The organism is Amycolatopsis sp. NBC_00348 (assembly GCF_036114655.1).
In the GTDB taxonomy this organism is placed as follows: Bacteria; Actinomycetota; Actinomycetes; order Mycobacteriales; family Pseudonocardiaceae; genus Amycolatopsis.
The window spans coordinates 9,808,182-9,829,388 of sequence record NZ_CP107994.1; the positions used below are offsets into that span (position 1 = coordinate 9,808,182).

The window sequence follows — 21,207 nt, forward strand, 5'->3', positions numbered from 1 at the left end:
CGGGTTCAGTTTCGGGCGAGGCGACTGAAGTCCCGCTGCGTGGCGTCGTCGGCGTCGGTGCGGCGGGACGTCTCGGCCCACGCGTCGATCTCGGCGATCTTGGCCTCGTCGGTGGCGCGGATCAGCATCACCGCGTCGGAGCCCAGCGGCAGCCGCAGCGGCGGCTCGGCCAGGTCGGCGAGCTCGGTGATCACCCGGCCGGCCTTGGCCGGGTCGCTGGTGGCGAGCTGCTCCGGGCCGCGGATGTGCTCGATCATCGGGTTCAGCACCGGCCTGTAGGCCGCGCTCGGCTCGACGAACGACATCGACGAGCCGGCCCAGTCGGTGCGGATCCCGCCCGGCTCGACGATGGTCACCTTGACGCCGAACGGCTTCATTTCGTTGGCCAGCACGCCGGAAAAGCCTTCGACGCCGTGCTTCGCCGCCGAGTACGCGGCCAGGCCGACCCCCGGCGCGATCCGGCCGCCGACGGTGGAGATCTGGATGATGTGCCCGTGGCCCTGCTCGCGCAGCACCGGGATCGCCGCGCGGGTCACCGTGACCACGCCCATCAGGTTCGTCTCGATCTGGGCGCGGAACTGCGCCGCCGGGGTGTCCTCGATGGACCCGAAGTCGGCGTAACCCGCGTTGTTGACGACGACGTCGATGCGGCCGAACCGCTCGACGGCCGCGGCGATGGCCCGGTCGGCGGCGGCTTCGTCGGTGACGTCGAGCGCGACGGCCAGCGCACGGTCCGCCGGCAGGTCGCCGAGGCTGCGCGGGTCGCGGGCGGTGGCCACGACGGAGTCGCCCCGCTCCAGGGCGGCGTCGACGATCTCCCGGCCGAGGCCGCGAGACGAGCCGGTGACGAACCAGACTTTGCCGGTCATGGGGTGTCCCTTCCTGACTGAATACTCATTCAACAGCGACGGTAGGCCTTGCCGGCCAAGACTGTCAACTGAACGTTCATTCAATAGTGGCGTGACGTCGGCCACGCCCGAAAATGCCGTGCGCGCTGCGCCGCGGCCGGGCTAACCTCCCGGCCAACGCGCTGATGGAGCCGAGTAGCCCCGGGAGCGCACGGGTCCAGAGAGCCGCCGGCAGCTGGAAAGGCGGTCCCGTGTCCCGCGGTGAAGACCCTCCGGAGTGCGGGGAGGAAATGCCCCGCCGGCCGGCCCCCGTCACGGGCCACGAGAGGCCGTCCCCGGACGGTGAAAGTGCGGTGGCACCGCGAGTTCCCTTATCGCCCGCACTCCCAAGGGGTCACGTCGCCTGCGAAGGGCCCACGATGATCTCCCGCTGTTTGACCGCCGACCTGCCCCGGCACGTCGGCACCCACGTCCGCGTCGCCGGGTGGGTGCACCGCCGTCGCCGCCTGAAATCCGTTACGTTCCTCGTGGTCCGCGACCGGTCCGGCACCGCGCAGGTCGTGCTGCGCTCCGACGTCGTGCCGCCGCCGGAGGAGACCGTGGTCGAGGTGCGCGCGACCGTGACGGCGAATCCGCGCGCGCCCGGCGGCGTCGAGCTGACGTCGGCGTCAGTGGTCCCGTTGTCGGAACCGGCGTCGCCACCGCCGTTCGACCTCTACCGGCCCGCGGTTTCGGCGTCGCTGCCGACGATCCTCGACCACGCGCCGGTCGCGTTGCGGCATCCGCTGCTGAAGGCGCGGTTCGCGGTGTCCGCGGCCGCCGTCGCCGGGTTCCGGTCCACTTTGGACGGTCTCGGCTTCACCGAGACGCACACGCCGAAGATCGTCTCGTCGGCCACCGAGTCGGGTGCGAACGTCTTCGGCATCGACTACTTTGGCCGCCGCGCCTACCTCGCGCAGTCGCCGCAGTTCTTCAAGCAGGCGCTGGTCGGGGTGTTCGAGCGCGTCTACGAGGTCGGCCCGGTCTTCCGCGCCGAGCCGCACGACACCGCGCGGCACCTGGCCCAGTACACCAGCCTCGACGCCGAACTCGGGTTCATCGAAGACCACCGCGACGTCATGGCCGTGCTGCGGGAGGTGCTCGCCGGGATGGCCGCGTCGGTCGCGGCGCTCGGCGTCGCCGTCCCCGAGGTGCCCGCCGAGATCCCGGAGCTGCACTTCGCCGACGCCCAGGAGATGCTGGGGAAGGACGAGCCCGACCTGGCGCCCGCCGACGAGCGGTGGCTGTCGGACTGGGCGGTGCGCGAGCACGGGTCGGAGTTCCTGTTCGTCACGGGCTACCCGATGGCGAAACGGCCGTTCTACACCCACCCGGACCCGGCGCGGCCCGCGTACTCGAACAGCTTCGACCTGCTGTTCCGCGGGCTGGAGCTGGTGACGGGCGGCCAGCGGCTGCACCGCCACGCCGACTACGTCACGGCGCTCGGCGGTGAGGTCGCGGACTACGGCGACTACCTGGCGGTGTTCGCGCACGGCATGCCGCCCCACGGCGGTTTCGCGCTGGGCCTGGAAAGGTGGACGGCGCGGCTCCTCGGAGTCGCCAACATCCGGGAGGTCACGCTGTTCCCGCGCGACCTGCACCGGCTGACCCCGTGAGGAGCACACGATGACGTTGCCCCGCCGGTTGTGGGCCGCGGTGGAGCCGTTGCACGCGGTCGTCTACTTCGCGCCGGAGACGGCGGCCGCGGCGAAGGCCGTCGGCCTGCGCGGCTACTGGATGGGCTACTTCGCCGGCCGGCTCGCCCCGCTGGGCCCGATCGGCCCGGCGGCGGCGACGTCGGTGCTGTTCGGCTTCGCCCCGGCGATGGTCGCGCGGGCGCTGCCGGACGCGTGGTCGTTCGCGTCGCCGTCCGACGTCCTCGAGGCTCGGCTTTCCGCGGTGGAGAAGGCGTTGTCTCGCGTGCTGCCCGCCGTCGACGAGCTGGCTTCGCTGCTGGAGCGCGCGGCGGACGCGTGCCGCTTCGACGGGCGTCCGCTGGCGGCGGCGTGGTCGGCGGTGCCGCGCCCGTCCGGCGTGTCCGGCCGGCTGTGGCTGGCGGCGACCATCCTGCGCGAGCACCGCGGCGACGGCCACGTCCTGTCGGCGGTCCACGCGGGCCTGTCGGGCTTGGAGACAACGCTGACCCACATCGGCGACGGCGTCATCGGCCGCGGCGACGTCCAACCGCACCGTGGCTGGTCCGACGACGACTGGGACACGGCGGTCGATCGCCTGCGGGACCGGGGCGTGCTCGACGCCGCGGGCCACCTGACGCCGTCGGGGGCAGCGCTGCGCCGCGGCATCGAGGAGGACACGGACCGGCTGGCGTCGGCGCCGGTCGAGGCGCTCGGCGAGGAGGGGGTGGCGCGGGTGCTGGAGCTGGCGGTCCCGCTGAGCCGCGCGGTGATCGACGCGGGCCTGGTGCCGGTCCCGAACCCGATGGGCGTCCCACGGCCGTGACCACCCGGGGCCGCGCGGCGCCCCTGGCCGGCTAGCCGCGGGCGGTGATCTGCTGGATCGCCCACTCGTTGCCGTCGGGGTCGGCGAAGAACACGAAGCCGACGTTGTTCAGGTCGGCCTTGCCGTCCCAGGGACCCGCGCCGACGACCTGGATGTCACCGACATCGACGCCGCGCTCGACCAGCGTCGCGTGGGCTTTCGGCAGGTCGCCGACGACCAGCTGGAGCCCCTTCATCGAGCCCGGCGGCATGTCCGGCACGGCGCCGCGGCCGAACACGACCGAGCAGCCCGAGCCCGGCGGGGTCACCTGGACGATCCGGACGCCTTCGACGGGCGCGGTGTCGTGGTCGAGGTGGAAGCCGAGCTTGTCCGTGTAGAAGGCCTTCGCCCGGTCCACATCGGACACCGGTACCACGATCACTTCGAGCGTCCAGTCCATGGTGCGTCCCTTCGTCGGCGGGCTCACACGGTACGCCGCTCGACCACCAGCTGCTGGTGCCGCGCCGCGCGGACGCGGTCGCCGCACGTCGTGGAGCACCAGCGGCGGCGGGCGTGCTCGCGGAGGTAGAACCGGACGCAGCCGTGGGCCTCGCACGGGCGCACCAACCGGCCCAGGTCGCCGCCGGCGACGTCGATCGCGTCGCGGGCCAGGGTCGCGACGGCTTCGTCGACGCTGCCCGGCCGGGTGCTGCGCCACTCGCGGCGCGGGCCGGCGGCCCAGGTGAGCTGCGGCGCGGCGGCGTCGGTGCGGGCGGCCGCGTTCACCGCGTCGACGGCGGCCGCGGCCGGCGCCCGGTCCTCGGCCAGCGCGGCCAGCAGCTCGCGGACCGCCGTGCGGAGGTCGGTGAGCGGGGTGACGTCGGCCACCGACGTCACCCGGAGCCCGTGCGCGTGCAACCAGGGGAGCGGGTCGTCGAGGTCGTCGACGTCCCCGACCCGCTGGGTGTTGACCAGTGCCAGCGCGAGCGAGAGCTCCTCGCCGGGTGCCGCAGTGACCACGTTCGCCTCCCGAGTCCGGGCTCCAGTTTCCCCGACCGTTGACAGCGTACCGCGTCTCATGGATAAATGAAGAAGTAAACATGAGACGCGAGGAGCAACCATGACCGCCGTGCACCACCGCCACGCCACCGTCGCCGGCCACCGGCTCTTCTACCGCGAGGCCGGGCCCGCCGAAGCACCCACGATCGTGCTGCTCCACGGCTTCCCGACGAGCTCGCACATGTACCGGCACCTGATCCCGGCGCTGGCCGATCGCTACCACGTCATCGCGCCGGACTACCTGGGCGCGGGCGCCTCCGACGCGCCGCCGGTCGGCGAGTTCACCTACACCTTCGACGCGCTCGCCGAGCTGACGCAGGGCCTGCTCGACCAGCTCGGCCTGACCCGGTTCGCGCTCTACATCCAGGACTTCGGCGCGCCGGTCGGCCTGCGGATCGCCACGGCGAACCCGGACCGCGTCACGGCGATCGTCACCCAGAACGGCAACGCGTACGTCGAGGGCCTCGGTGAAGGTCTCCCGCAGAAGCTGGCCGCCGGCACGCTGACCGGCGAGGACCTGCGCGCGATGGTCACCCTGGAAGCGACCAAGGGGCAGTACCTCGACGGTTCACCGGACGCGGAGCTGGTCAGCCCGGACGTCTGGATCCACGACCAGGCGCTGCTCGACCGGCCGGGCGCGGCGGAGATCCAGATGGCGCTGCTCGCGGACTACCACCACAACATCGGCCTGTACCCGAAGTTCCACGAGTACTTCCGCACCAGCCGGGTGCCGGTGCTCGCGGTCTGGGGCGGCAACGACGGAATCTTCATCGCCGACGGCGCCCGCGCGTACGCCCGCGACCTGCCGGACGCGGAGATCCACCTGGTCGACGCGGGCCACTTCGCCCTGGAGACACACCTGGACGCGATCGCCGGCTACATCCGCGGCTTCCTGGGCCGGGTGCTGAGCTGACGTCCGGAGCGCTGACGCCTGAGCGCTGACGCCTGAGCGCTGGCGCCCGAGCGCTGGCGTGGCGCCCGGTTCTGTCGTACCCCGCGGCTAGGCTGTGTATTCGGGGGTGCTCATCCCGTCCCCGACGCCACTTCCCTTGCGCGGCAAGGACTTCTCAGCCGCCGAGGAGGCGTGAGAGCGCGTCCCGGGCTTTCGCGTCCTTCTCGGCCAGCGTCGTCAGCTCCTGGGCCAGCGCCGCCAGCCAGTCGTCGACCGCGGCTTCCTTACGGCTGATCACCACGCCGCGCACCACCTGGCGGATCTCCGCCGCGACCCCGCCGTGCTTGCCCGCGCTCAGCACCAAAACCCGGTCCGGGGTGGTCACCTGCACCGAAACCACCTGCCCGTCGCGGCCCGCGACGCGGTCGGCGAACGTCTTGCGCCGCGTCACCTCGACCATGCCCGGCGGGAGCGCGTCGCCCAGTGTTTCCGACAGGACCCGGTGGTAGGACTCGACGTCCGCGCGGTCCGTGCGCAGTGCCGCCACCAGCAGGTGGAACTCCAGCTCGGCGCCCATCAGTCGGTGAGGGGCAGCACGAGCTGCGGCTTGGCGATGTGGTGGTCCTCCCGCAACGGCTTCACCGCGGTGCCGATGGCGAAGAACTCCGTCGTGTGCCCGCCCCAGCGGTGCGGCAGCGACAGCAGCTGCACGCCGACGATCCCTTCCGCCTCAAGCTGTTCCGCCTCGGTCTGCATCCGCGACATCGCGAGCTCGCGCGCGTCGTAGAGCGCTTCGGTGTACTGCGGGATCTCGACGTTCTGGCCGATGTTGCCCATCATCTGCCGGAACCGCTGGTGCGCGATGTGGTAGACGCAGGTGCCCATCACCATGCCCAGCGGCGCGTACCCGGCCTGCACCAGCGTCCAGAAGTCCTGCCCGGACAGGTCCGAAGTGAACGGCTTCCCGGTGTTGTTGCGCCACTGCCCGGGTTCGTCGGCCTTCACCGCGGTGCCGACGGCGATGAACTCGGCGAGGTCGCTGCCGAACTCCTTGAACTCGATCTCGAGCCGGACCGCGACGATGCCGTCCGCGCCCAGCACGTCCGCCTCCGCCTCCATCCGGGACATCGCGAGCTCGCGGGCGTGGTACATCGCCTGGGAAAGCCGGTCCAGCTCCTGGTTCTTGCTCCACCGGCCCATCTGGAACCCGACGTGGTAGATGCTCGACCCGAGCACCAGCCCGAGCGGCCGGAACCCGGCTTCGCGCACGAGCAGGAACTCGTTGACGCTCAGGTCCGACGTGAACAGGCTGGTCTTCTGGCCCGGTCGCATCTCGGCGAGCCGGCGCATCGCATCCTCGGGGATGTGCTGCCCGGCGGGGTCCGCGGTGGTCACGAAGCCTCCTCAGGAACGGTTCAACGGAAGGATCTTGAGCGCGCTGGTCGGGGCGGCGCGCCCGGTGTGGAAGCGGGCGATCGCGGTGCCGGTGACGGACGCGATGCCGGCCATCGCGACCTCCTGCACGGGCCAGGTCCGCAGGGTCATGCCGGAGACGATGCCGCCGTCGGCGCCGGAGTCGCGGATCGCGCGGGCGAACTCGGCCCGCGCGGCGGCCCGGACTTCGGTGACGACCCGCGTGGGCGCGTCCACTTCGGTGTTCCCGGCCCAGGTGGTCGTCTGGTACTGCATGTTGTAGTCGTACTGCGCGCGCCCGGCGATGCCGACCGCGAGGCGCACCGGCACCCAGCCCGCCTGCATCAGCTTCCCGACGTCCTGGCCGGGCAGGTCGGTGGTGAACAGCCGCCGCGGCCGCTGCTTCGTCTCCGCGCGCACGGCGGTGCCGAGGGCGACGAACTCCTCCATCACGCCGTCGAGCGAGGTGACGGTGAACCCGATGCCGAGCACGCCGTCGGCGCCCAGCGCGGTCGCCTCCTGGGCGAGCCGGTCGAGCGCGGTCGAGTAGCCCTGCCGCATCATGCCGGAGATCAGCTTGACCTGGTCGTCGGCGAAGACGGCGGTGCCGGCCCAGCCGACCTGCTGCACGACGCAGCCCATCACCTCGCCGACCGCGGTGAAGCCGGCGATTTCGGCGCCGACCGCACTGGGCACGCTCATCAGCGACGTCTTGAGCCCGGACGCGGCGTAACGCTCGACACGGGCCCGCGCGACGGGAGGCAGGCCACGACCGTCCCACTCGGGCACTTCGGACCTCCTTCGGCCGGCTTCTCCCGCCATCGTGGCACGGATCCGCACCCGGGGCGGCGGAGCCGGGGTGATCAGTCCGGAAGCTCCCGGTTCAGGGGAAGGATCTTGCGTGCGCCTGGTCAGCCGCGGCGGTCCAGGGGCAGCACGGCCAGCGCGTCCCGGGGCGCCGGACCGTCACCGCAGCGGGCGATCGCCGTGCCGAACACGCCCGCCACCGCCGCCGCGCCGGTGCGGCCGAGGGGCCACGCGCTCAGCGTTGTCGCCGACACCAGGCCGCCGTCCGCGCCCGACAGCCGGACCGCCTCCAGGAACTCCGCGCGGGCCGTCGCCCGCACGCGCGTCACCAGTTCCGTCGGCGCCGCGATCTCCCGGGCCGGGCGGTCCGGCATCGCGAGGTCGTAGACCGTGCCGCCGTCGAGGCCGATCGCCAGGGTCACCGGGACCCAGCCCGCCGGCAGGAGTTTCGCGACGTCCGGGCCCGACAGGCTCGTCGTGAAGACCCGGCCCGGCCGCTTGCCGCCGGTGGCGCGGACGGCCGTGCCCAGCACGACGAACTCCCGCGTCCGGCCGGCGCGGGTCACCGTGCACCGGATCGCGAGGACGCCGTCCGCGCCTAAGGCCCGGGCTTCCGCGCGCAGCCGGTCCAGCGCCGTGGTGTACCCGCGGCGCAGGCACGCCGCCGGATCGTCGACGCCGGCGTGCTCGACGACGCAGCCCATCACCTCGCCGATCGGCCGCAGCCCCACCGCCTCGGCGCCGACCGCGCCCGGCACCGTCAGCAACGACGTCCGCAGCCCGGACGCGGTGTAGCGGGCGGCGCGGTCCGGCACGGCTACCCCCAGCCGTCCTCGGTGCCGAAGCCGAGCGTCACCGGCCCGCGCCGGGAGGTGCCGGTTTCGGTGTCGGCGGGCAGGACCTCGTCGAGGAACGCGTAGTCGCGGCGCCGGGTGCGCGCGTGCCACTGGGCGATCTCGTGCCAGCCGGGCGCGGCGAGCGCGCCGCCGAAGTGCTGCACCGACAGGCTCGCGGTCAGGCACGCGAACCGCAGCCGGTCCGCCAGCGACCAGCCGGTCAGCGTCGCGGCGACGAACCCCGCGCCGAAGACGTCGCCCGCGCCGGTGGCGTCGAGGACGTCGACCGGCAGCGCGGGCACGTCGGCCGTCTCGCCGGTGGTGCTGTCGACGGCCAGCACACCCGCGCCGCCGCGGGTGATCACGGCGATCGGCACGAGGTCGGCGAGTGTCGACAGCGCCGCTTCGGGCGTGTCCGTGCGGGTGTAGCGCATGGCCTCGATGTCGTTGGGCAGGAACGCGTGGCAGCACGCCAGCTGGTCCAGCAGCGCCCGCGACCACGCCTCGGACGGGTCCCAGCCGACGTCGGCGAACACGAGGCTGCCGGACTGGTGCGCGGTGTGGACCCAGTCGGCGGTGTCGAGCCCGATGTGCGCGACGGTCGCGCGGCTCGGCGGCGGCGAACCGGCCAGCTCCGCGACGGGCACGGGCGGCGGGTGGCCGTGGGTGACCATCGCGCGATCGCCGGCGTAGGCGAGCGAGACGGTGACGGGGGAGTGCCACTGCGGGAACCGCCGCGAGCGCGAGAGGTCGATGTTCTCCTGCCGCGAAAGGACGTCCCAGCAGTAGCGGCCGTAGACGTCGGTGCCGAACGCGGCCGCCAGCGACGTCCGCAGCCCGAGCCGGCTCAGCGCGACGGCGAAGTTCGCGATCCCGCCGGGCCCCGAGCCCATGCCGCCCGTCCACACCTCTTCCCCTGGTGCGGGCGGCTTTTCCAGACCGGTGAAGACCAGGTCGAAGAACAGCAGACCGGACAGGAAGACGTCGACGTCGGGTTCAGCCGTCACGGGCGCCTCCAGAGCTGCGCAAGCTTGCGCACGAGACTGCTTGAGTCGCGCAGATTTCGCAAGACCTGCGCAAACTCGTCCGTGTGGTGAGCAGGTTTGACTGCTATCGTCGCCGGATGCTGCCCCAGCGCCGCTACGACCTGATCCTGCGGACCCTGCGCGTGGAGGGGCCGGCGCCGGTCGGCGTGCTGGCCGAGCGGCTCGGCGTCAGCCCGGCGACGGTGCGGCGCGACCTGGTGCACCTCGACCGCGAAGGCCGGCTGACCCGCGTTTACGGCGGTGCGGTGGCGTGCGCGGACGACGACGAGCCGTTCGCGCAGGTCGCGGCCGAACGCGCCGACGACAAGGAAGCCGTCGCCCGCCGTGCGGCCGCGCTGGTCGCCGACGGCGACACGGTGCTCCTCGACATCGGCACCACCGCGCACCGGCTGGCCCGGCACCTGCGCGACCGCGCGCTGACCGTGATCACCAGCAGCCTCGCCGTCTACGAAGAGCTGAAGGACGCCGAAGACGTCCAGCTCGTGCTGCTCGGCGGGGTGGTGCGCCGCAGTTACCACTCGATGGTCGGGTTCCTCACCGAGGACGCGCTGCGCCAGGTGCGCGCCGGCACCGTCTTCCTCGGTGCGAGTGGCGTGCGGTGCGACGGTCAGGTGATGGACTCGACCGTCGTCGAGGTGCCGGTCAAGCGGGCGATGGTCGCCGCGGCCGACCGCGTGGTGCTGCTGGCCGACGCGGGCAAGTTCCCCGGCACCGGGCTCGCCAAGGTCTGCGGGCCGGAGGCGCTCGACATCGTCGTCACCAGCGCGGGAGCCGACGAACCGACGTGCGTGGCGCTCGGCGAGGCCGGCGTCGAGGTGCTGCGATGAGGCTCGCGCTGCTCGGCGGCGGCGGGTTCCGCGTCCCGCTGGTGCACGGCGCGCTGCTGGCCGGGGGCGAGATCACCGAATTGATCCTGCACGACGTCGACGCCGGGCGCCTCGCCGCGATCGAGCGCGTCCTCGCCGAGCAGGCGGCCGGTGTCCCGGGCGCGCCACGGGTGCGCACGACCACGGACCTGCGCACCGCACTGTCCGATGTGGACTTCGTGTTCTCCGCGATCCGGGTCGGCGGGATGCGCGGCCGGCGGCTCGACGAGCAGGTCGCGCTCGCGGAAGGCGTGCTGGGGCAGGAAACCGTGGGTGCGGGCGGGATCGCGTACGGGCTGCGGACGGTTCCGGTCGCCGTCGCGCTCGCCCGCACGATCGCCGAGGTGGCGCCGCGCGCGTGGGTCGTCAACTTCACGAACCCGGCCGGCCTGGTCACCGAGGCGATGGCCGGCGTGCTCGGCGGCCGGGTGATCGGCATCTGCGACTCGCCGGTCGGGCTCTGCCGCCGGGTGGCGCGCGCCCTCGGCGTCGATCCGGCGACCGTGCGGTTCGACTACGCGGGCCTGAACCACCTGGGCTGGCTGCGGGCCGTGCACGTCGGCGACGAGGACGTCCTGCCGCGGTTGTTGTCCGATGTGGACGCACTGGAGTCGTTCGAAGAAGGGAAACTCTTCGGCGCGGACTGGCTGCGTGCGCTGGGTTCCCTGCCGAACGAGTACCTGCACTATTACTACTTCACCCGCGAAGCCCTCGGTGTCGCGTCACGCGGGGCTTTCCTGCTGGAGCAGCAAAAGCCGTTCTACGCGGCGCCGTCGCTGGCGTCGTGGGACCGGACGCGGCTGGAGCGCGAAGAGACGTACATGGCCGAGACGCGCGACGGCGAACGCGAGGATCTCGAGGGTGGCGGCTACGAGAAGGTCGCGCTGGCGTTGATGCGCGCCCTCGCCGGCGGCGAGCGCGCCACGCTGATCCTCAACGTCCGCAACGGATCCGCACTCCCGGGCGTTCCGGCCGACGCCGTCGTCGAGGTGCCATGCGTGGTGGATGCCGAGGGTGCGCGGCCGGTCGGCGCGGGGCCGTTGCCGGACCACGCGCTGGGCCTGGTGACGGCGGTGAAAGCCGTCGAGCGGGCGACGATCGACGCGGCGACGACGGGTTCGCGCGAGGCGGCGCTGCGGGCGTTCGCGCTGCACCCGCTGGTCGACTCGGTGTCCGTGGCGCGCCGGTTGCTCGACGGTTACGTTGCCGCGCACCCGGAACTCGCATACCTAGGAAGTCAGCGCGCGTAGTAGCGGAGCCAGCCGTCCGGCCAGTTCGACGTCGACTTCCTGGATCTCGGCGATCAGGAGCCCGGTGACGGCGCGGAAGGCCCGGCCGAGGTCGTCGAGCCCGCGCACCAGGGTTTCCTCGAACGGCGTGGTGACCGCGGCGGGCAGCCGGTCGAGGCCGCGGCCCTCGCCCGCAGGCAGGTCGTGCCGCACGCAGGCCAGGGCGAGGGCGTGGTCGCGAACCCGGCCGATCATGTACTCGGCCTGCCAGTGGCGGCCGCGGGCGATGCTCGACCGCGCGTGCAGGGCGTGCAGCCAGGCCAGGTCGACCAGCCGCCGCGCGTCCGGCGGCGGTGCCTGTTCGCGCTCGTTCGCGGTGCCGAACAGCAGCCGGAACTTCGGCGTCGTCGCACCGAAATCCGCCTCGGGCCAGAACGCCAGATCGACCTGAAGCGTGTTCTCCAAGAGGAACACCCGGAAGACGGTCTGCTCGAACACGACGTCCATGTGGTGCCGCGCGCCGCGCTCGCGGTACATCAGCGCGGTGAAGTCCGCGAGCACGGGCTCGGGTGCGGCCGTCTTGAAGGCGAGGTCGATGTCGGACCAGGTGTCTTCGGCGTCGAGCGCCCCCGAGCCGGTGAGCGCGGCCCCGGTGACGCGGTCGTCCGCGCGGGCCACCTCGATCAGCTTGTCCCGCAACAGGTCCCGCTCCCCGGAGGTGTACACGATCGCCAGGCTAAACCGCCAGCGCGTTGAACTCCGCTTCGGCCTCGTCGCGCTCGGTGTGCAGGCGCCACGCCCGCTCGGCGATGTCGTCGGGATCCAGCGTGCCCGGCATGGAATCCGGGGCCTGCTCGGTGAACATCCGGTGGATGTCGCCGCGTTCGATCACTCCGCCGATGGTGAGTGTCCCGGCGTAGACGCCCTGGTCGCGCACGGCCGCGTTGAGCGTCAGGACGTACATGCGCAGCGCCGCCGCCGCGGGGGCGAAGCTGCCCAGCAGCGGGATCGGGTACTTGCCGCTGATGCCGCCGGCGAACAGGAGCGAGCCCGTGCCGCGTTCCAGCATGCGCGGCAGCACGGCCTGGGTCAGCTGCGCCGCCGGGAGCACGATCGACTCGAACGGCACGCGCAGGTGGTCGGCGCCGGCTTCGGTGAGCGGTGCGATGGCCGAGCCGACGCCGAGGTCCGCCGGGCCGAAGTAGACGGTGTCGATCTCGCCCGCGTCGGCCGTGATGCGGGCGAGGACGGCGTCGACCTGGGCTTTGTCGGTGACGTCGGCGGTGTAGGTGTGCGCGGTGACGCCGGCTTCGGCGAGCGACGCGCGGTAGGTCGCGTGCCGCGCGTCGGTGCGTGAGACCAGCGCCGTCGTGAAGCCTTCGCGGCCGAACCGGTGCGCGATCGACAGGCCGAGCCCGGGACCGACACCCAGGACGGCGAGCACTTTCGACAAGAGGACCTCCTCGGGAGAGAACTTGAGACTGCTCTCAAGTTAGCCAGAAGATGAGGGAGTCGTCAACTTAGCGACCGGTGCGCCGAATGTCGTCAACGGTTGGCGCTACCGGTCCATTCGAGACGGTGGCGGCTGCTCCAAGCGGGTAGAACATGTTCCAGTTTCTGGCCGGTACCGACACCATGACGTTCGCCGTTCCGCGAGCGAGGAGTGCGCCATGGATGCCGACCTGACCCGCCGCCAGATCCTGCGCGGCACCGCGGCGGGCGTGGGTTTCGCCGTGACCGCCGGAATCGCGGGGGCGCCGGCCGCCGGGGCGGCGCCGCTCGTGGGGGAGTACGACGTCGTCGTGGTCGGCTCCGGCGCGGCCGGGATGACCGCCGCGCTGACGGCGGCCAAGCGTGGGCTGAGCGTCGTCGTGGTCGAGAAGGCGCCGACGTTCGGCGGGTCCGCCGCGCGGTCCGGCGCGGGCATCTGGATCCCGAACAACCCCGTGCTGCTCGCCGCCGGCGTGCCGGACACGCCGACGAAAGCCGCGCAGTACCTCGCCGCCGTCGTCGGCCCGGACGTGCCGGCCGCGCGGCAGGAAGCGTTCCTGCGCAACGGACCCGCGATGATCGCGTCCGTCATGGCCAACAGCCCGCTGCGGTTCCGCTGGATGGAGGGTTACAGCGACTACTACCCGGAGCTGCCGGGCGGCCTGCCGAACGGGCGGTCCATCGAGCCGGACCAGTTCGACGGGAACCTGCTGGGCGCCGAGCTGGCGAACCTGAACCCCGCGTACCTCGCGACGCCGGCCGGGCTCGTCGTGTTCAGCGCCGACTACAAGTGGCTGAACCTCGCCGCGGTCAACGCGAAGGGCGCCGCGGTGGCCGCCACGTGCCTCGCGCGGGGGACGGCCGCCGCGCTCGCCGGGCAGAAGCCGCTCACCATGGGTCAGGCGCTGGCCGCCGGGCTGCGGGCGGGGCTGCTCGCCGCGAACGTCCCGGTGCTGCTGAACACCCCGCTCACCGACCTGAACGTCGAAAACGGCGCGGTCACCGGGGTTCTGGTGCCTCAGGGGCTGATCCGCGCGCGGCGCGGCGTGATCGTCGGCTCGGGCGGCTTCGAGCACAACGCGGCCATGCGCGCGCAGTACCAGCGGCAGCCGATCGGCACGGCCTGGACGGTCGGCGCCAAGGAGAACACCGGCGACGGCCACCGCGCGGGCCAGCGGGCCGGCGCCGCGCTCGACCTGATGGACGACGCGTGGTGGGGCCCGGCGATCCCGACCCCGGGCGACCCGTACTTCTGCCTGGCCGAGCGGACGCTGCCCGGCGGCCTGATCGTCAACCAGGCCGGGCAGCGGTTCGTCAACGAAGCCGCGCCCTACAGCGACGTCGTGCACACGATGTACGACAAGAACCCCTCGGCGCCGGACATCCCCGCGTGGCTCATCGTCGACCAGAGCTACCGCAGCAAGTACCTGTTCCGCGACATCCTGCCGCTGCTGCCGTTCCCGGACGCCTGGTACAGCGCGGGCGCGGTCTTCAAGGCGTCGAGCATCCAAGCGCTCGGCTCGGCGATCGGCGTGCCGGCGGCGGCGCTGAAGTCCACAGTGGACCGGTTCAACGGCTTCGCGTGGGCGGGCGTCGACCGCGACTTCCGGCGCGGCGCGAGCGCGTACGACCACTACTACACCGACCCGCTGGTGCTGCCCAACTCCTGCCTCGCGCCGCTGTGGGCACCGCCGTTCTACGCGCTCAAGCTCGTCCCGGGCGACCTGGGCACGAAGGGCGGCATGCGCACGGACGCCCGGGCGCGCGTGCTGCGCCCGGACGGCTCGGTGATCCCCGGTCTCTACGCCGCCGGCAACGCCAGCGCGGCCGTGATGGGCCACAGCTACGCGGGCGCGGGCTCGACCATCGGCCCGGCGATGACGTTCGGCTACATCGCCGCGAACGACGTCTAGAACTCCTTCTGCACCAGCGGAAGCACCTCGGTGCCGAGCAGTTCGATGGCCTTCATGACGTCCTGGTGCGGCACACCCGACCAGTCCATCTGCAGCGCGTACCGGTCGGCGCCGGTGAGCTTGCCGACGGAGATCAGCCGCTCGGCGATCTCCTGCGGGCTGCCGACGAACAACGCCTGCGCGCCCTGGGCGTACGTGTCGTACTCGGCGCGGGTCGGGATCGCCCAGCCGCGGGCCTTCGCGCCGTACTTCATCGTCTCGAGCCAGTACGGGTAGAACTTCTCCTTCGCGTCCTGCGAGTTCGGCGCAATGAGCCCGATGGCGCTCATCGTGACGTGCAGGTCTTCACGCTGGTGCTCGCCCGCTTCGCCGGCCTGGCGGTAGAGGTCGACCAGCGGCGCGAAGCGCTCCGGACGGCCGCCGATCACGGCGTAGACCACGGGCAGGCCGAGCAGGCCCGCGCGGATCGACGACTCGGGGTTGCCGCCGGTGCCGACGGAGATCCGCAGCCGCCGGCCGTAGGGCCGGGGGAGGATCCGCACGTTGTCGAGCGGCGGCCGGAACTTGCCGGACCAGGTGAGCGGGTCTTCGCGGTCGATCCGCAGGAGCAGGGCGAGCTTCTCTTCGAAGAGCTCGTCGTAGTCGCCGAGGTCGTTGCCGAACAGCGGGAACGACTCGGTGAACGACCCGCGCCCGGCCAGCAGCTCGGCGCGGCCGTGGCTGAGCTGGTCGAGGGTCGTGAACTGCTGGTAGACGCGCACCGGGTCCTCGGTGCTCAGCACGGTCACGGCGGAGCTCAGGGTGATCTGGTCCGTCACGCTCGCGGCCGCGGCCAGCACGGTGGCCGGGTTCGAGATGGCGTACTGGTCGAGGTGGTGTTCGCCGAGGCCGTAGAAGGACAGGCCCAGCTCGTCGGCGAGCTTGATCCGCTCGAGGGTGTTGGCCAGCTGCTGGGCCACGGAGACCTGGTCACCGGTGCGGGGGTCCGGCGGCCGGTCGCCGAAGCTGTAGATACCGAGTTTCATAGAGCGTTCAACTATCTTTCGGTCCGATTCGTTCCCGGGGTGGGTCACCCGAACCTCGCCTGGATGGCTTCGAGGTTCTTCTCCGACAGCGCCAGGGCGGCGGCACGCAGGCCGAGGCCGTCGCGAGCTGCCCGCTCGACCGTGTCCGTCACCAGCTCGCGCATGCGGGTGCGGACCTTGGCGAAGGCCGCTTCGGCGTCCGCCTCGACGTCGCCGAAGAGCGTCCACCACCACCAGGAGTTGGTCGCCGAGTTGGCGACGAAGTCCGGCACGACCCGGATCCCGCGTGCGCCGAGCAGCTGCTCGGCCTCCGCCGTCACCGGCATGTTGGCCGCCTCGACGACGAGCTTCGCGCCGATCCGGGCCTGGTTGCCGGCGTCGACGCAGTAGGAGACGGCCGCGGGCACGAGCACCTCGGCCGGCACGTCCAGCCACGCTGCCGGCGGCCTCAGCTCGTCGCCGGGCTTCAGGTGGTCGCGGTCGATGCCGCCGAACCGGTCCCGGTGCCGAAGCAGGTTCTCGACGTCCAGGCCGTCCGGGTTGGTGACGACCCCGTGGACGTCCGAGACGCCGACGACGGCGAGCCCGGCTTCGGCGAGGAAGCGCGCGGTGGCGCCGCCCATCGAGCCGAAGCCCTGGACGACCACGCGGTTCGGGCCGTCGAGGCCCAGCACTTCGAGACCGGTCAGCGTGGCCTGCGCGACGCCGAGGCCGCCGACCAGCTCGTCGAGGCCCAGGCCGCCGACCTCGATCTTGAACGCGGCCGCGAGCCGTTCGACCGCTGTTTCCCGGTCTTCGAGCAGCGGGTAGATCGCCTGGATCGAACTCTGCAGGCCGATTTCGGTGATGACGCTGTCGATGACGTCCTGGCGCAGGCCCAGGTCTTCGCCCAGCGTCCAGTACTGCTCGATCAGCGGCCGCATGGCGTGCAGGTAGCGGGCGACGACGTCGCGGGCCCGCTCGTCGTACGGGTCGAAGTCGATGCCGCCCTTGGCGCCGCCGAGCGGGACGTACCGGCCGGCCGGGTCGTAGTTGAGGCCTTCCTTGAGCGTCATGCCCCGGGCCAGGCCGCGGACCTCGGACAGCGTGCAGCCGCGGCGCATCCGCAGCCCGCCGCTGGCGACGCCGCGGACCAGCCGGTCGATCACCAGGTAACCGCGGCACCCGGTGCCGGGGTCGGTCCACGTCACCTCGAGGAACGCGGGTTCGGTCATCACCCCTCCTGATCGGTGAGTCAGTTACGGCCCAGTTCGAGGGTCATGGCCTGCTCGATCCACCGGGCGCAGTCGTCGGCGGTGACGGTGCCCTCGCGGGCGACGACCTGCATGGCCAGCCCGTCGAGCAACGCGGTCAGCCGCCACGCGGCGCCGTGCGGGTCGGGACACCGGAACTCGCCGGCCCCGACACCCTCGGCGATCAGCGCGACGACGGCGTCGCGCCACCGCAGGTCCAGCCGTTGCAGGACGGCGCGCAGCTGGGTGTCGCGCATCGCCGCGGCGCCCGCCTCGATCCACAGTTTCCAGCCGTGCGCGGGCTCGGTGGGGCCGTACAGCGCCAGGACGGCCCGCAGTCGTTCGCCGGCCGGGCCGCCGCGGTCGAGTTCGCCGCGCAGGACCGCGAGGTTGGTCTCGGCGGCCTGCCGGAAGGCCTCGATGATGAGGGTTTCGAGGGTGCCGAAGTGGTAGAAGATCAGGGCCGTGCTGACGTCGAGGGCTTTCGCGACGTCGGCCGCCCGGACCCCGGCGATGCCCCGCGCGCGGACCTGTTCGAGCGCGGCAAGGACGATTTCTTCCCGCCGCACCGACACCGACTTCCGCGCCATGCGGCTCACCGTACCGCCTGCTGACCGATCGGTCAGTACCGCAGTTCGGTGATCAGCGTCCGCAGCCACGACCCGGCCATCGCCGGCTCCCCGGTGACGGCCCGGACGAGCTGCTCCCTCGTCCGGGCCTGCCGGCCGGCGTCGACCAGCGCGAACGCTTCGGCCAGGGCACTCCGGGTGGCTTTCCCGCGGTCGGGGGACCGGACGCTCTCGTCGGTCCACCGCTGCCGCGGGAACGACGGCGTGAGTTTCGGTTGGTGGTCGCCGAAGTAGTACCAGACGTCGCGGTCGAGCGAAACGTTGCGGACCGCGGCCGCCGGCAGCTCGGCCGGCCAGCCCGCGTCTTCCCGCCACCGCCAGGACAGGTTGCGGGGCGTCACGCCGAGGAACCGCAGCTTCCGCCGGATCACCGGCCAGGCCTCCCGGTCTTCGACGATCCAAAGGCGCAGCTGCCGGTAGAGCTCGGTGAAGGTCTCGCCTTCGTGGACGAGGTCGACGAACACCGTGGGCCGCGTGCCCCGCGTCAGCCGGTACGGCGTGATGCCGGCGGCCGCGAGGTGCTCCCGCAGCAGCGTGGTGTCGTGTTTCGTGAAGTCCCGCAGTGGTTTCAGGGACATCGGCAGCTGGTGGACGCGGTCGTGCCAGGAGGTGCGTTCGAGGGCCCCGCCGAGGAGGTCGTGCATGCTGTCGAGCGAGCGGCCCACGAAGTGCAGCTCGCCGTTTCCGCAGCGCGCCAGCACCTTCCCGGTGGCTTCGGTGAGCTGGGGGAGGAACCAGAGGCGCGGCTCCCGGGCGTGGTCGAGGAGCGTCCCGACCTGGTCGGGACGCACGAGGTCCCAACGGAAGGGCCGGTTCGTCATGGCTCGAGGTTAAGATCGCGGTTCCTTGCGGGGCAACGGATTTTCGCGTGGTCTCGGTGGGTTCGTTCATGGTGATCCCGGGTGGTGGGTGGTCCACTGTGGATGTTCGGCGGCCGGTGGTGCATTGGACGCGCGGAGGGTGGTTGCCGCCGCGAGCCGGTTGGGCCTGAGTTTTGAGGGGACGCCGTGGCGGGTCGGTGGTGGCTTGGCCGGTCGCCGGTCCGGGTACGTCGGATGGTCGAGGCCGGGCCAGCTGAACATGGCCTCGACCGAGACCACGCCGGTGACGACCGCTCCGAACTGTATGAACCCGGCATGGTGGTGGGCAGCAGCGTGTTCCGATCGCCGATCGCCGATCGCCGATCGCCGATCGCCGATCGCCGATGGCAGGTGGCAGGTGGCAGGTGGCTGCTGGGCTGCTGGCCGGTCGGCTGTGCGGTGGGTGGTGGGGTGCTGGTGCTGCCGTCGGCCGGGTGGAGGTGCGCCGGAAGGCGGTGATGGCTGCTGGCTGTCGGCTGAGCGGAGAGGTGCGCGAGATGCGTTGTCCGGGTGTGGCTGCCGTCGTGAACTGGTGGGCCTCGGCGGTCTGAGCGCGGCTTGCGGCGGGTGGGTGATGGCTGCCGGCCGTCGGCTTGCGAGCTGATGGCTGCTGGTCGGCGGTCGGTGATGGCTTGGTGGGCCGTCGGTTTGGTTGCCGTTGCGGGTGGCGGTGCTGCTGCCGTTGGCTGGGGTAGCCGCCGCCGGGGTGTTGGTGGTGGTGTGGCTGGGGAGCCTTGCGCGGTCTCGTGGTGCTTGGCTTCAGCCGAGGGCGGCCGCCGCCGCGAACTGGTCGAGCAGGGTCGGCTGTGGGGGCTGTGGCGGCGAGGGGCCCAACCCCGCGGTGCCTTAGGCCGTCCAGTGGGGGTTGCGGCCCAGGTACCTCAGCAGTGTCGACACCGCGTCGTCTTCGGTCAGTGACGGTAGGGCTGGGGCGTAGGCGAACCCTCGCAGTGGCTCGGCCAGTTCCTTGGCCACCGGCAGCAACGCTTCCGCCAGTTCGGGTGTCAGCAACGACTTCCGGCCCGTTGCGGTTGCGATGTCCCAGGCGTGGACCGCCGCGTCGAGGGCTGCCGCGCCGACCGCTACCGGGGCCGGCAGTGCGCCTTGGGGGAGGGGGGTCGGGACCGCGGTGGTGTCGGGGGTGATCGTCGCGAACGCGGCCTTGGCCGCCGCCAGCTTGGGTTCCAGGAAGGCGCTCGGCGACTCGGTGAGGGTGCCCGACGGGGCGAACGGGTTGAAGTCCGGGCCCGGCTCACCCGTGATGAACGCGGCGTAGCCCAGCTGGTCGGCCGCCGCGTGTTGCAGGACCTGGGTGACGTCCCAGTCCGCGCACGGGGTCGGGGCCGACCAGTCCTCGACGCCTTCGATCGCCGAGCGCAGCGCGGCGTGGGCCTGGTCCAGGACCGGCCAGGGGCGGGAAAGGCCGGCGAAGAACCGGCGGATGTCGGCGACCAGGATCTCGGGGGCCTCGTGTGCCGCGTAGTGGCCGGCGGCGTCGCGTGGGCCTCCGCCGTTGCCGGTGCCGGCGTCGTAGCTGTTCCAGCTGACGATGTTCGCGTGGTCGCGGTCGGCGAACCGGCGGATCGACTGGAAATCGCCCTTGAACATCGCCAGCGCTGTCGGGACCGTGGTCGGCTCCGCGAGGTGCGCCGGCCTCTGCGCGTCCTCGTAGTAGAAGCGGATCGACGAGCCGCCGGTCCCCGTCAGCCAGTACAGCGCCACGTTCGCCAGGACGAAGTCGGCGTCCAGGCTTTCGCCGAACAGCTGCGCGTTCCACGCCAGCAGGGCCAGCGGCGAGTCGGCGAGCGCGAACGCCAGCGTGTGCGGCTGCTGGCTGTGCAGCTGGTTGAAGGAGAACATGTTCTCGTAGAACCACTGCAGGTGCGCCAGCGCGCCCTGGTCGGCCTCGCTCAGGTCCGCCATCTCCGCCGGGTCGCCAGACGGGAACGAGAACAGCTGCGTGACGTGCACGCCGACGACCTTCTCCGGCGCGAGCCTGCCGATCTCCGGCGAGATCATCGAACCGGCGTCGTTGCCCGCCGCGCCGTACGACTCGTAGCCCAGCCGGCTCATCAGCTCGGCCCACGCCGCCGCGGTGCGGTGCGTGCCCCAGCCCGCGGACTTCACCGGGCCCGAGAACCCGAAGCCCGGCAGCGACGGGATCACCAGGTGGAACGCCGGCGCCTCGGGTGACTCCGGCTCGGTCAACGGGCCGATGACGTCGAGGTACTCGGCGACCGACCCCGGCCAGCCGTGTGTCAGCACCAGCGGGGTGGCGTCGGCGCGGGACGACCGGACGTGCAGGAAGTGGATCGTCTCGCCGTCGATCTCGGTCGTGAACTGCGGATACGCGTTGAGCCGCGCCTCGAAGGCCCGCCAGTCGAACCGCTCCAGCCAGTGCTCGGCCAGCGCGCGGACCCGCTCGTTCGTGACGCCGTACCCGGCCGGCAGGTCGTCCGGCCAGAGGGCGCGCTGGAGTCGCGCCCGCAGGTCGTCGAGGGCGGATTGCGGGATCTCGGCGCGGAACGGGCGAAGGGCGGGGACCGTCATGACTGCTCCTCGGGCCGACTGGAACGGAATGCT

At 72.3% G+C, this 21,207-nt stretch carries 21 protein-coding genes; 6 read left to right on the forward strand and 15 right to left on the reverse strand.

Features of this window, described 5'->3' with window-relative positions; all coding sequences use genetic code 11:
- Nucleotides 1-5: 5 nt before the first annotated feature.
- Nucleotides 6-869 carry an SDR family NAD(P)-dependent oxidoreductase gene (locus OHS58_RS44310; RefSeq protein ID WP_328646248.1) on the reverse strand — a complete coding sequence of 288 codons (864 nt, stop codon included), beginning with the start codon at nucleotides 867-869 and terminating at the stop codon, nucleotides 6-8.
- Nucleotides 870-1,267: 398 nt separating this feature from the next.
- Between OHS58_RS44310 and aspS the strand changes: the two genes are divergently transcribed.
- Nucleotides 1,268-2,503 carry an aspartate--tRNA(Asn) ligase gene (aspS, locus tag OHS58_RS44315; RefSeq protein WP_328646249.1) on the forward strand — a complete coding sequence of 412 codons (1,236 nt, stop codon included), beginning with the start codon at nucleotides 1,268-1,270 and terminating at the stop codon, nucleotides 2,501-2,503.
- A gap of 10 nt (nucleotides 2,504-2,513) precedes the next feature.
- The gene (locus OHS58_RS44320; RefSeq protein WP_328646250.1) at nucleotides 2,514-3,347 is read left to right on the forward strand and encodes an SCO6745 family protein; all 834 of its coding nucleotides are present in this window, start codon (nucleotides 2,514-2,516) and stop codon (nucleotides 3,345-3,347) included.
- Between the two features lie 31 nt (nucleotides 3,348-3,378).
- On the opposite strand, the gene OHS58_RS44325 is transcribed toward OHS58_RS44320, so the two are convergent.
- Together OHS58_RS44325 and OHS58_RS44330 are read right to left on the reverse strand one after the other, a co-directional pair.
- Entirely contained in the window at nucleotides 3,379-3,786 is a 408-nt protein-coding gene (locus OHS58_RS44325; RefSeq protein WP_326946547.1) for a VOC family protein, read from the reverse strand.
- 23 nt (nucleotides 3,787-3,809) lie between these two features.
- Nucleotides 3,810-4,346 carry a CGNR zinc finger domain-containing protein gene (locus tag OHS58_RS44330; RefSeq protein ID WP_328646251.1) on the reverse strand — a complete coding sequence of 179 codons (537 nt, stop codon included), beginning with the start codon at nucleotides 4,344-4,346 and terminating at the stop codon, nucleotides 3,810-3,812.
- A 100-nt stretch (nucleotides 4,347-4,446) separates the two neighbouring features.
- Between OHS58_RS44330 and OHS58_RS44335 the strand changes: the two genes are divergently transcribed.
- A complete protein-coding gene (locus OHS58_RS44335; RefSeq protein ID WP_328646252.1) occupies nucleotides 4,447-5,298 on the forward strand; it encodes an alpha/beta fold hydrolase in 852 nt (283 codons plus the stop codon).
- 154 nt (nucleotides 5,299-5,452) lie between these two features.
- Here the strand turns inward: OHS58_RS44335 and OHS58_RS44340 are convergent, their stop codons facing one another.
- The 5 genes from OHS58_RS44340 to OHS58_RS44360 form a co-directional block, all read right to left on the reverse strand.
- On the reverse strand, nucleotides 5,453-5,854 hold the full coding sequence (locus tag OHS58_RS44340) for a hypothetical protein (protein WP_326946550.1): 402 nt from the start codon (nucleotides 5,852-5,854) through the stop codon (nucleotides 5,453-5,455).
- Nucleotides 5,854-6,672: a heavy metal-binding domain-containing protein gene (locus OHS58_RS44345; RefSeq protein ID WP_247061439.1), complete on the reverse strand. Its 819-nt coding sequence runs from the start codon at nucleotides 6,670-6,672 to the stop codon at nucleotides 5,854-5,856. Before OHS58_RS44345 ends, OHS58_RS44340 begins: the two co-directional genes overlap by 1 nt.
- A 9-nt stretch (nucleotides 6,673-6,681) precedes the next feature.
- Nucleotides 6,682-7,479 (reverse strand): heavy metal-binding domain-containing protein, encoded by a 798-nt coding sequence (locus OHS58_RS44350; protein ID WP_328646253.1) that lies wholly within the window; start codon nucleotides 7,477-7,479, stop codon nucleotides 6,682-6,684.
- Nucleotides 7,480-7,601: 122 nt separating this feature from the next.
- The gene (locus OHS58_RS44355) at nucleotides 7,602-8,312 is read right to left on the reverse strand and encodes a heavy metal-binding domain-containing protein (RefSeq protein ID WP_328646254.1); all 711 of its coding nucleotides are present in this window, start codon (nucleotides 8,310-8,312) and stop codon (nucleotides 7,602-7,604) included.
- A 2-nt stretch (nucleotides 8,313-8,314) separates the two neighbouring features.
- On the reverse strand, nucleotides 8,315-9,340 hold the full coding sequence (locus tag OHS58_RS44360; RefSeq protein ID WP_328646255.1) for a carbohydrate kinase family protein: 1,026 nt from the start codon (nucleotides 9,338-9,340) through the stop codon (nucleotides 8,315-8,317).
- A gap of 116 nt (nucleotides 9,341-9,456) precedes the next feature.
- Between OHS58_RS44360 and OHS58_RS44365 the strand changes: the two genes are divergently transcribed.
- Together OHS58_RS44365 and OHS58_RS44370 are read left to right on the forward strand one after the other, a co-directional pair.
- Nucleotides 9,457-10,206 (forward strand): DeoR/GlpR family DNA-binding transcription regulator, encoded by a 750-nt coding sequence (locus OHS58_RS44365; RefSeq protein WP_326946554.1) that lies wholly within the window; start codon nucleotides 9,457-9,459, stop codon nucleotides 10,204-10,206.
- Complete coding sequence (locus OHS58_RS44370) at nucleotides 10,203-11,495, forward strand: 6-phospho-beta-glucosidase (RefSeq protein WP_328646256.1); 1,293 nt, start codon at nucleotides 10,203-10,205, stop codon at nucleotides 11,493-11,495. The genes OHS58_RS44365 and OHS58_RS44370 overlap by 4 nt, the downstream gene beginning before the upstream one ends.
- On the opposite strand, the gene OHS58_RS44375 is transcribed toward OHS58_RS44370, so the two are convergent.
- A complete protein-coding gene (locus OHS58_RS44375; protein ID WP_328646257.1) occupies nucleotides 11,475-12,200 on the reverse strand; it encodes a nucleotidyltransferase domain-containing protein in 726 nt (241 codons plus the stop codon). The two genes, OHS58_RS44370 and OHS58_RS44375, sit on opposite strands and share 21 nt — an antisense overlap.
- A 10-nt stretch (nucleotides 12,201-12,210) precedes the next feature.
- Nucleotides 12,211-12,918: an SDR family NAD(P)-dependent oxidoreductase gene (locus OHS58_RS44380; RefSeq protein WP_328649957.1), complete on the reverse strand. Its 708-nt coding sequence runs from the start codon at nucleotides 12,916-12,918 to the stop codon at nucleotides 12,211-12,213.
- A 226-nt stretch (nucleotides 12,919-13,144) separates the two neighbouring features.
- On the opposite strand from OHS58_RS44380, the gene kstD reads away from it, so the two are divergent.
- Nucleotides 13,145-14,878 carry a 3-oxosteroid 1-dehydrogenase gene (gene kstD, locus OHS58_RS44385; protein ID WP_328646258.1) on the forward strand — a complete coding sequence of 578 codons (1,734 nt, stop codon included), beginning with the start codon at nucleotides 13,145-13,147 and terminating at the stop codon, nucleotides 14,876-14,878.
- Here kstD and OHS58_RS44390 read toward each other — a convergent pair.
- The 5 genes from OHS58_RS44390 to OHS58_RS44410 all read right to left on the reverse strand — a co-directional run bounded on the left by OHS58_RS44390 (nucleotide 14,875) and on the right by OHS58_RS44410 (nucleotide 21,174).
- A complete protein-coding gene (locus OHS58_RS44390; RefSeq protein ID WP_247061447.1) occupies nucleotides 14,875-15,903 on the reverse strand; it encodes an LLM class flavin-dependent oxidoreductase in 1,029 nt (342 codons plus the stop codon). The genes kstD and OHS58_RS44390 overlap by 4 nt on opposite strands.
- A gap of 44 nt (nucleotides 15,904-15,947) precedes the next feature.
- Complete coding sequence (locus OHS58_RS44395; RefSeq protein ID WP_328646259.1) at nucleotides 15,948-17,117, reverse strand: Glu/Leu/Phe/Val dehydrogenase dimerization domain-containing protein; 1,170 nt, start codon at nucleotides 17,115-17,117, stop codon at nucleotides 15,948-15,950.
- A gap of 20 nt (nucleotides 17,118-17,137) precedes the next feature.
- On the reverse strand, nucleotides 17,138-17,725 hold the full coding sequence (locus OHS58_RS44400; protein WP_326955664.1) for a TetR/AcrR family transcriptional regulator: 588 nt from the start codon (nucleotides 17,723-17,725) through the stop codon (nucleotides 17,138-17,140).
- Nucleotides 17,726-17,757: 32 nt separating this feature from the next.
- Nucleotides 17,758-18,585, reverse strand: a complete 828-nt coding sequence (locus OHS58_RS44405) for a hypothetical protein (protein WP_328646260.1) — start codon at nucleotides 18,583-18,585, stop codon at nucleotides 17,758-17,760.
- Nucleotides 18,586-19,470: 885 nt separating this feature from the next.
- Nucleotides 19,471-21,174, reverse strand: a complete 1,704-nt coding sequence (locus tag OHS58_RS44410; protein ID WP_328646261.1) for a TIGR03086 family metal-binding protein — start codon at nucleotides 21,172-21,174, stop codon at nucleotides 19,471-19,473.
- Between the last annotated feature and the right edge of the window lie 33 nt (nucleotides 21,175-21,207).

Coding starts and splice junctions, on each gene's coding strand:
- OHS58_RS44370 (WP_328646256.1), top strand. CDS start 10,203: ATGAGGCTCGCGCTGCTCGGCGGCGGCGGGTTCCGCGTCCCGCTGGTG.
- OHS58_RS44395 (WP_328646259.1), bottom strand. CDS start 17,117: ATGACCGAACCCGCGTTCCTCGAGGTGACGTGGACCGACCCCGGCACC.
- aspS (WP_328646249.1), top strand. CDS start 1,268: ATGATCTCCCGCTGTTTGACCGCCGACCTGCCCCGGCACGTCGGCACC.
- OHS58_RS44335 (WP_328646252.1), top strand. CDS start 4,447: ATGACCGCCGTGCACCACCGCCACGCCACCGTCGCCGGCCACCGGCTC.
- OHS58_RS44405 (WP_328646260.1), bottom strand. CDS start 18,585: ATGACGAACCGGCCCTTCCGTTGGGACCTCGTGCGTCCCGACCAGGTC.
- OHS58_RS44310 (WP_328646248.1), bottom strand. CDS start 869: ATGACCGGCAAAGTCTGGTTCGTCACCGGCTCGTCTCGCGGCCTCGGC.
- OHS58_RS44400 (WP_326955664.1), bottom strand. CDS start 17,725: ATGGCGCGGAAGTCGGTGTCGGTGCGGCGGGAAGAAATCGTCCTTGCC.
- OHS58_RS44320 (WP_328646250.1), top strand. CDS start 2,514: ATGACGTTGCCCCGCCGGTTGTGGGCCGCGGTGGAGCCGTTGCACGCG.
- kstD (WP_328646258.1), top strand. CDS start 13,145: ATGGATGCCGACCTGACCCGCCGCCAGATCCTGCGCGGCACCGCGGCG.
- OHS58_RS44410 (WP_328646261.1), bottom strand. CDS start 21,174: ATGACGGTCCCCGCCCTTCGCCCGTTCCGCGCCGAGATCCCGCAATCC.
- OHS58_RS44365 (WP_326946554.1), top strand. CDS start 9,457: ATGCTGCCCCAGCGCCGCTACGACCTGATCCTGCGGACCCTGCGCGTG.
- OHS58_RS44340 (WP_326946550.1), bottom strand. CDS start 5,854: ATGGGCGCCGAGCTGGAGTTCCACCTGCTGGTGGCGGCACTGCGCACG.
- OHS58_RS44325 (WP_326946547.1), bottom strand. CDS start 3,786: ATGGACTGGACGCTCGAAGTGATCGTGGTACCGGTGTCCGATGTGGAC.
- OHS58_RS44390 (WP_247061447.1), bottom strand. CDS start 15,903: ATGAAACTCGGTATCTACAGCTTCGGCGACCGGCCGCCGGACCCCCGC.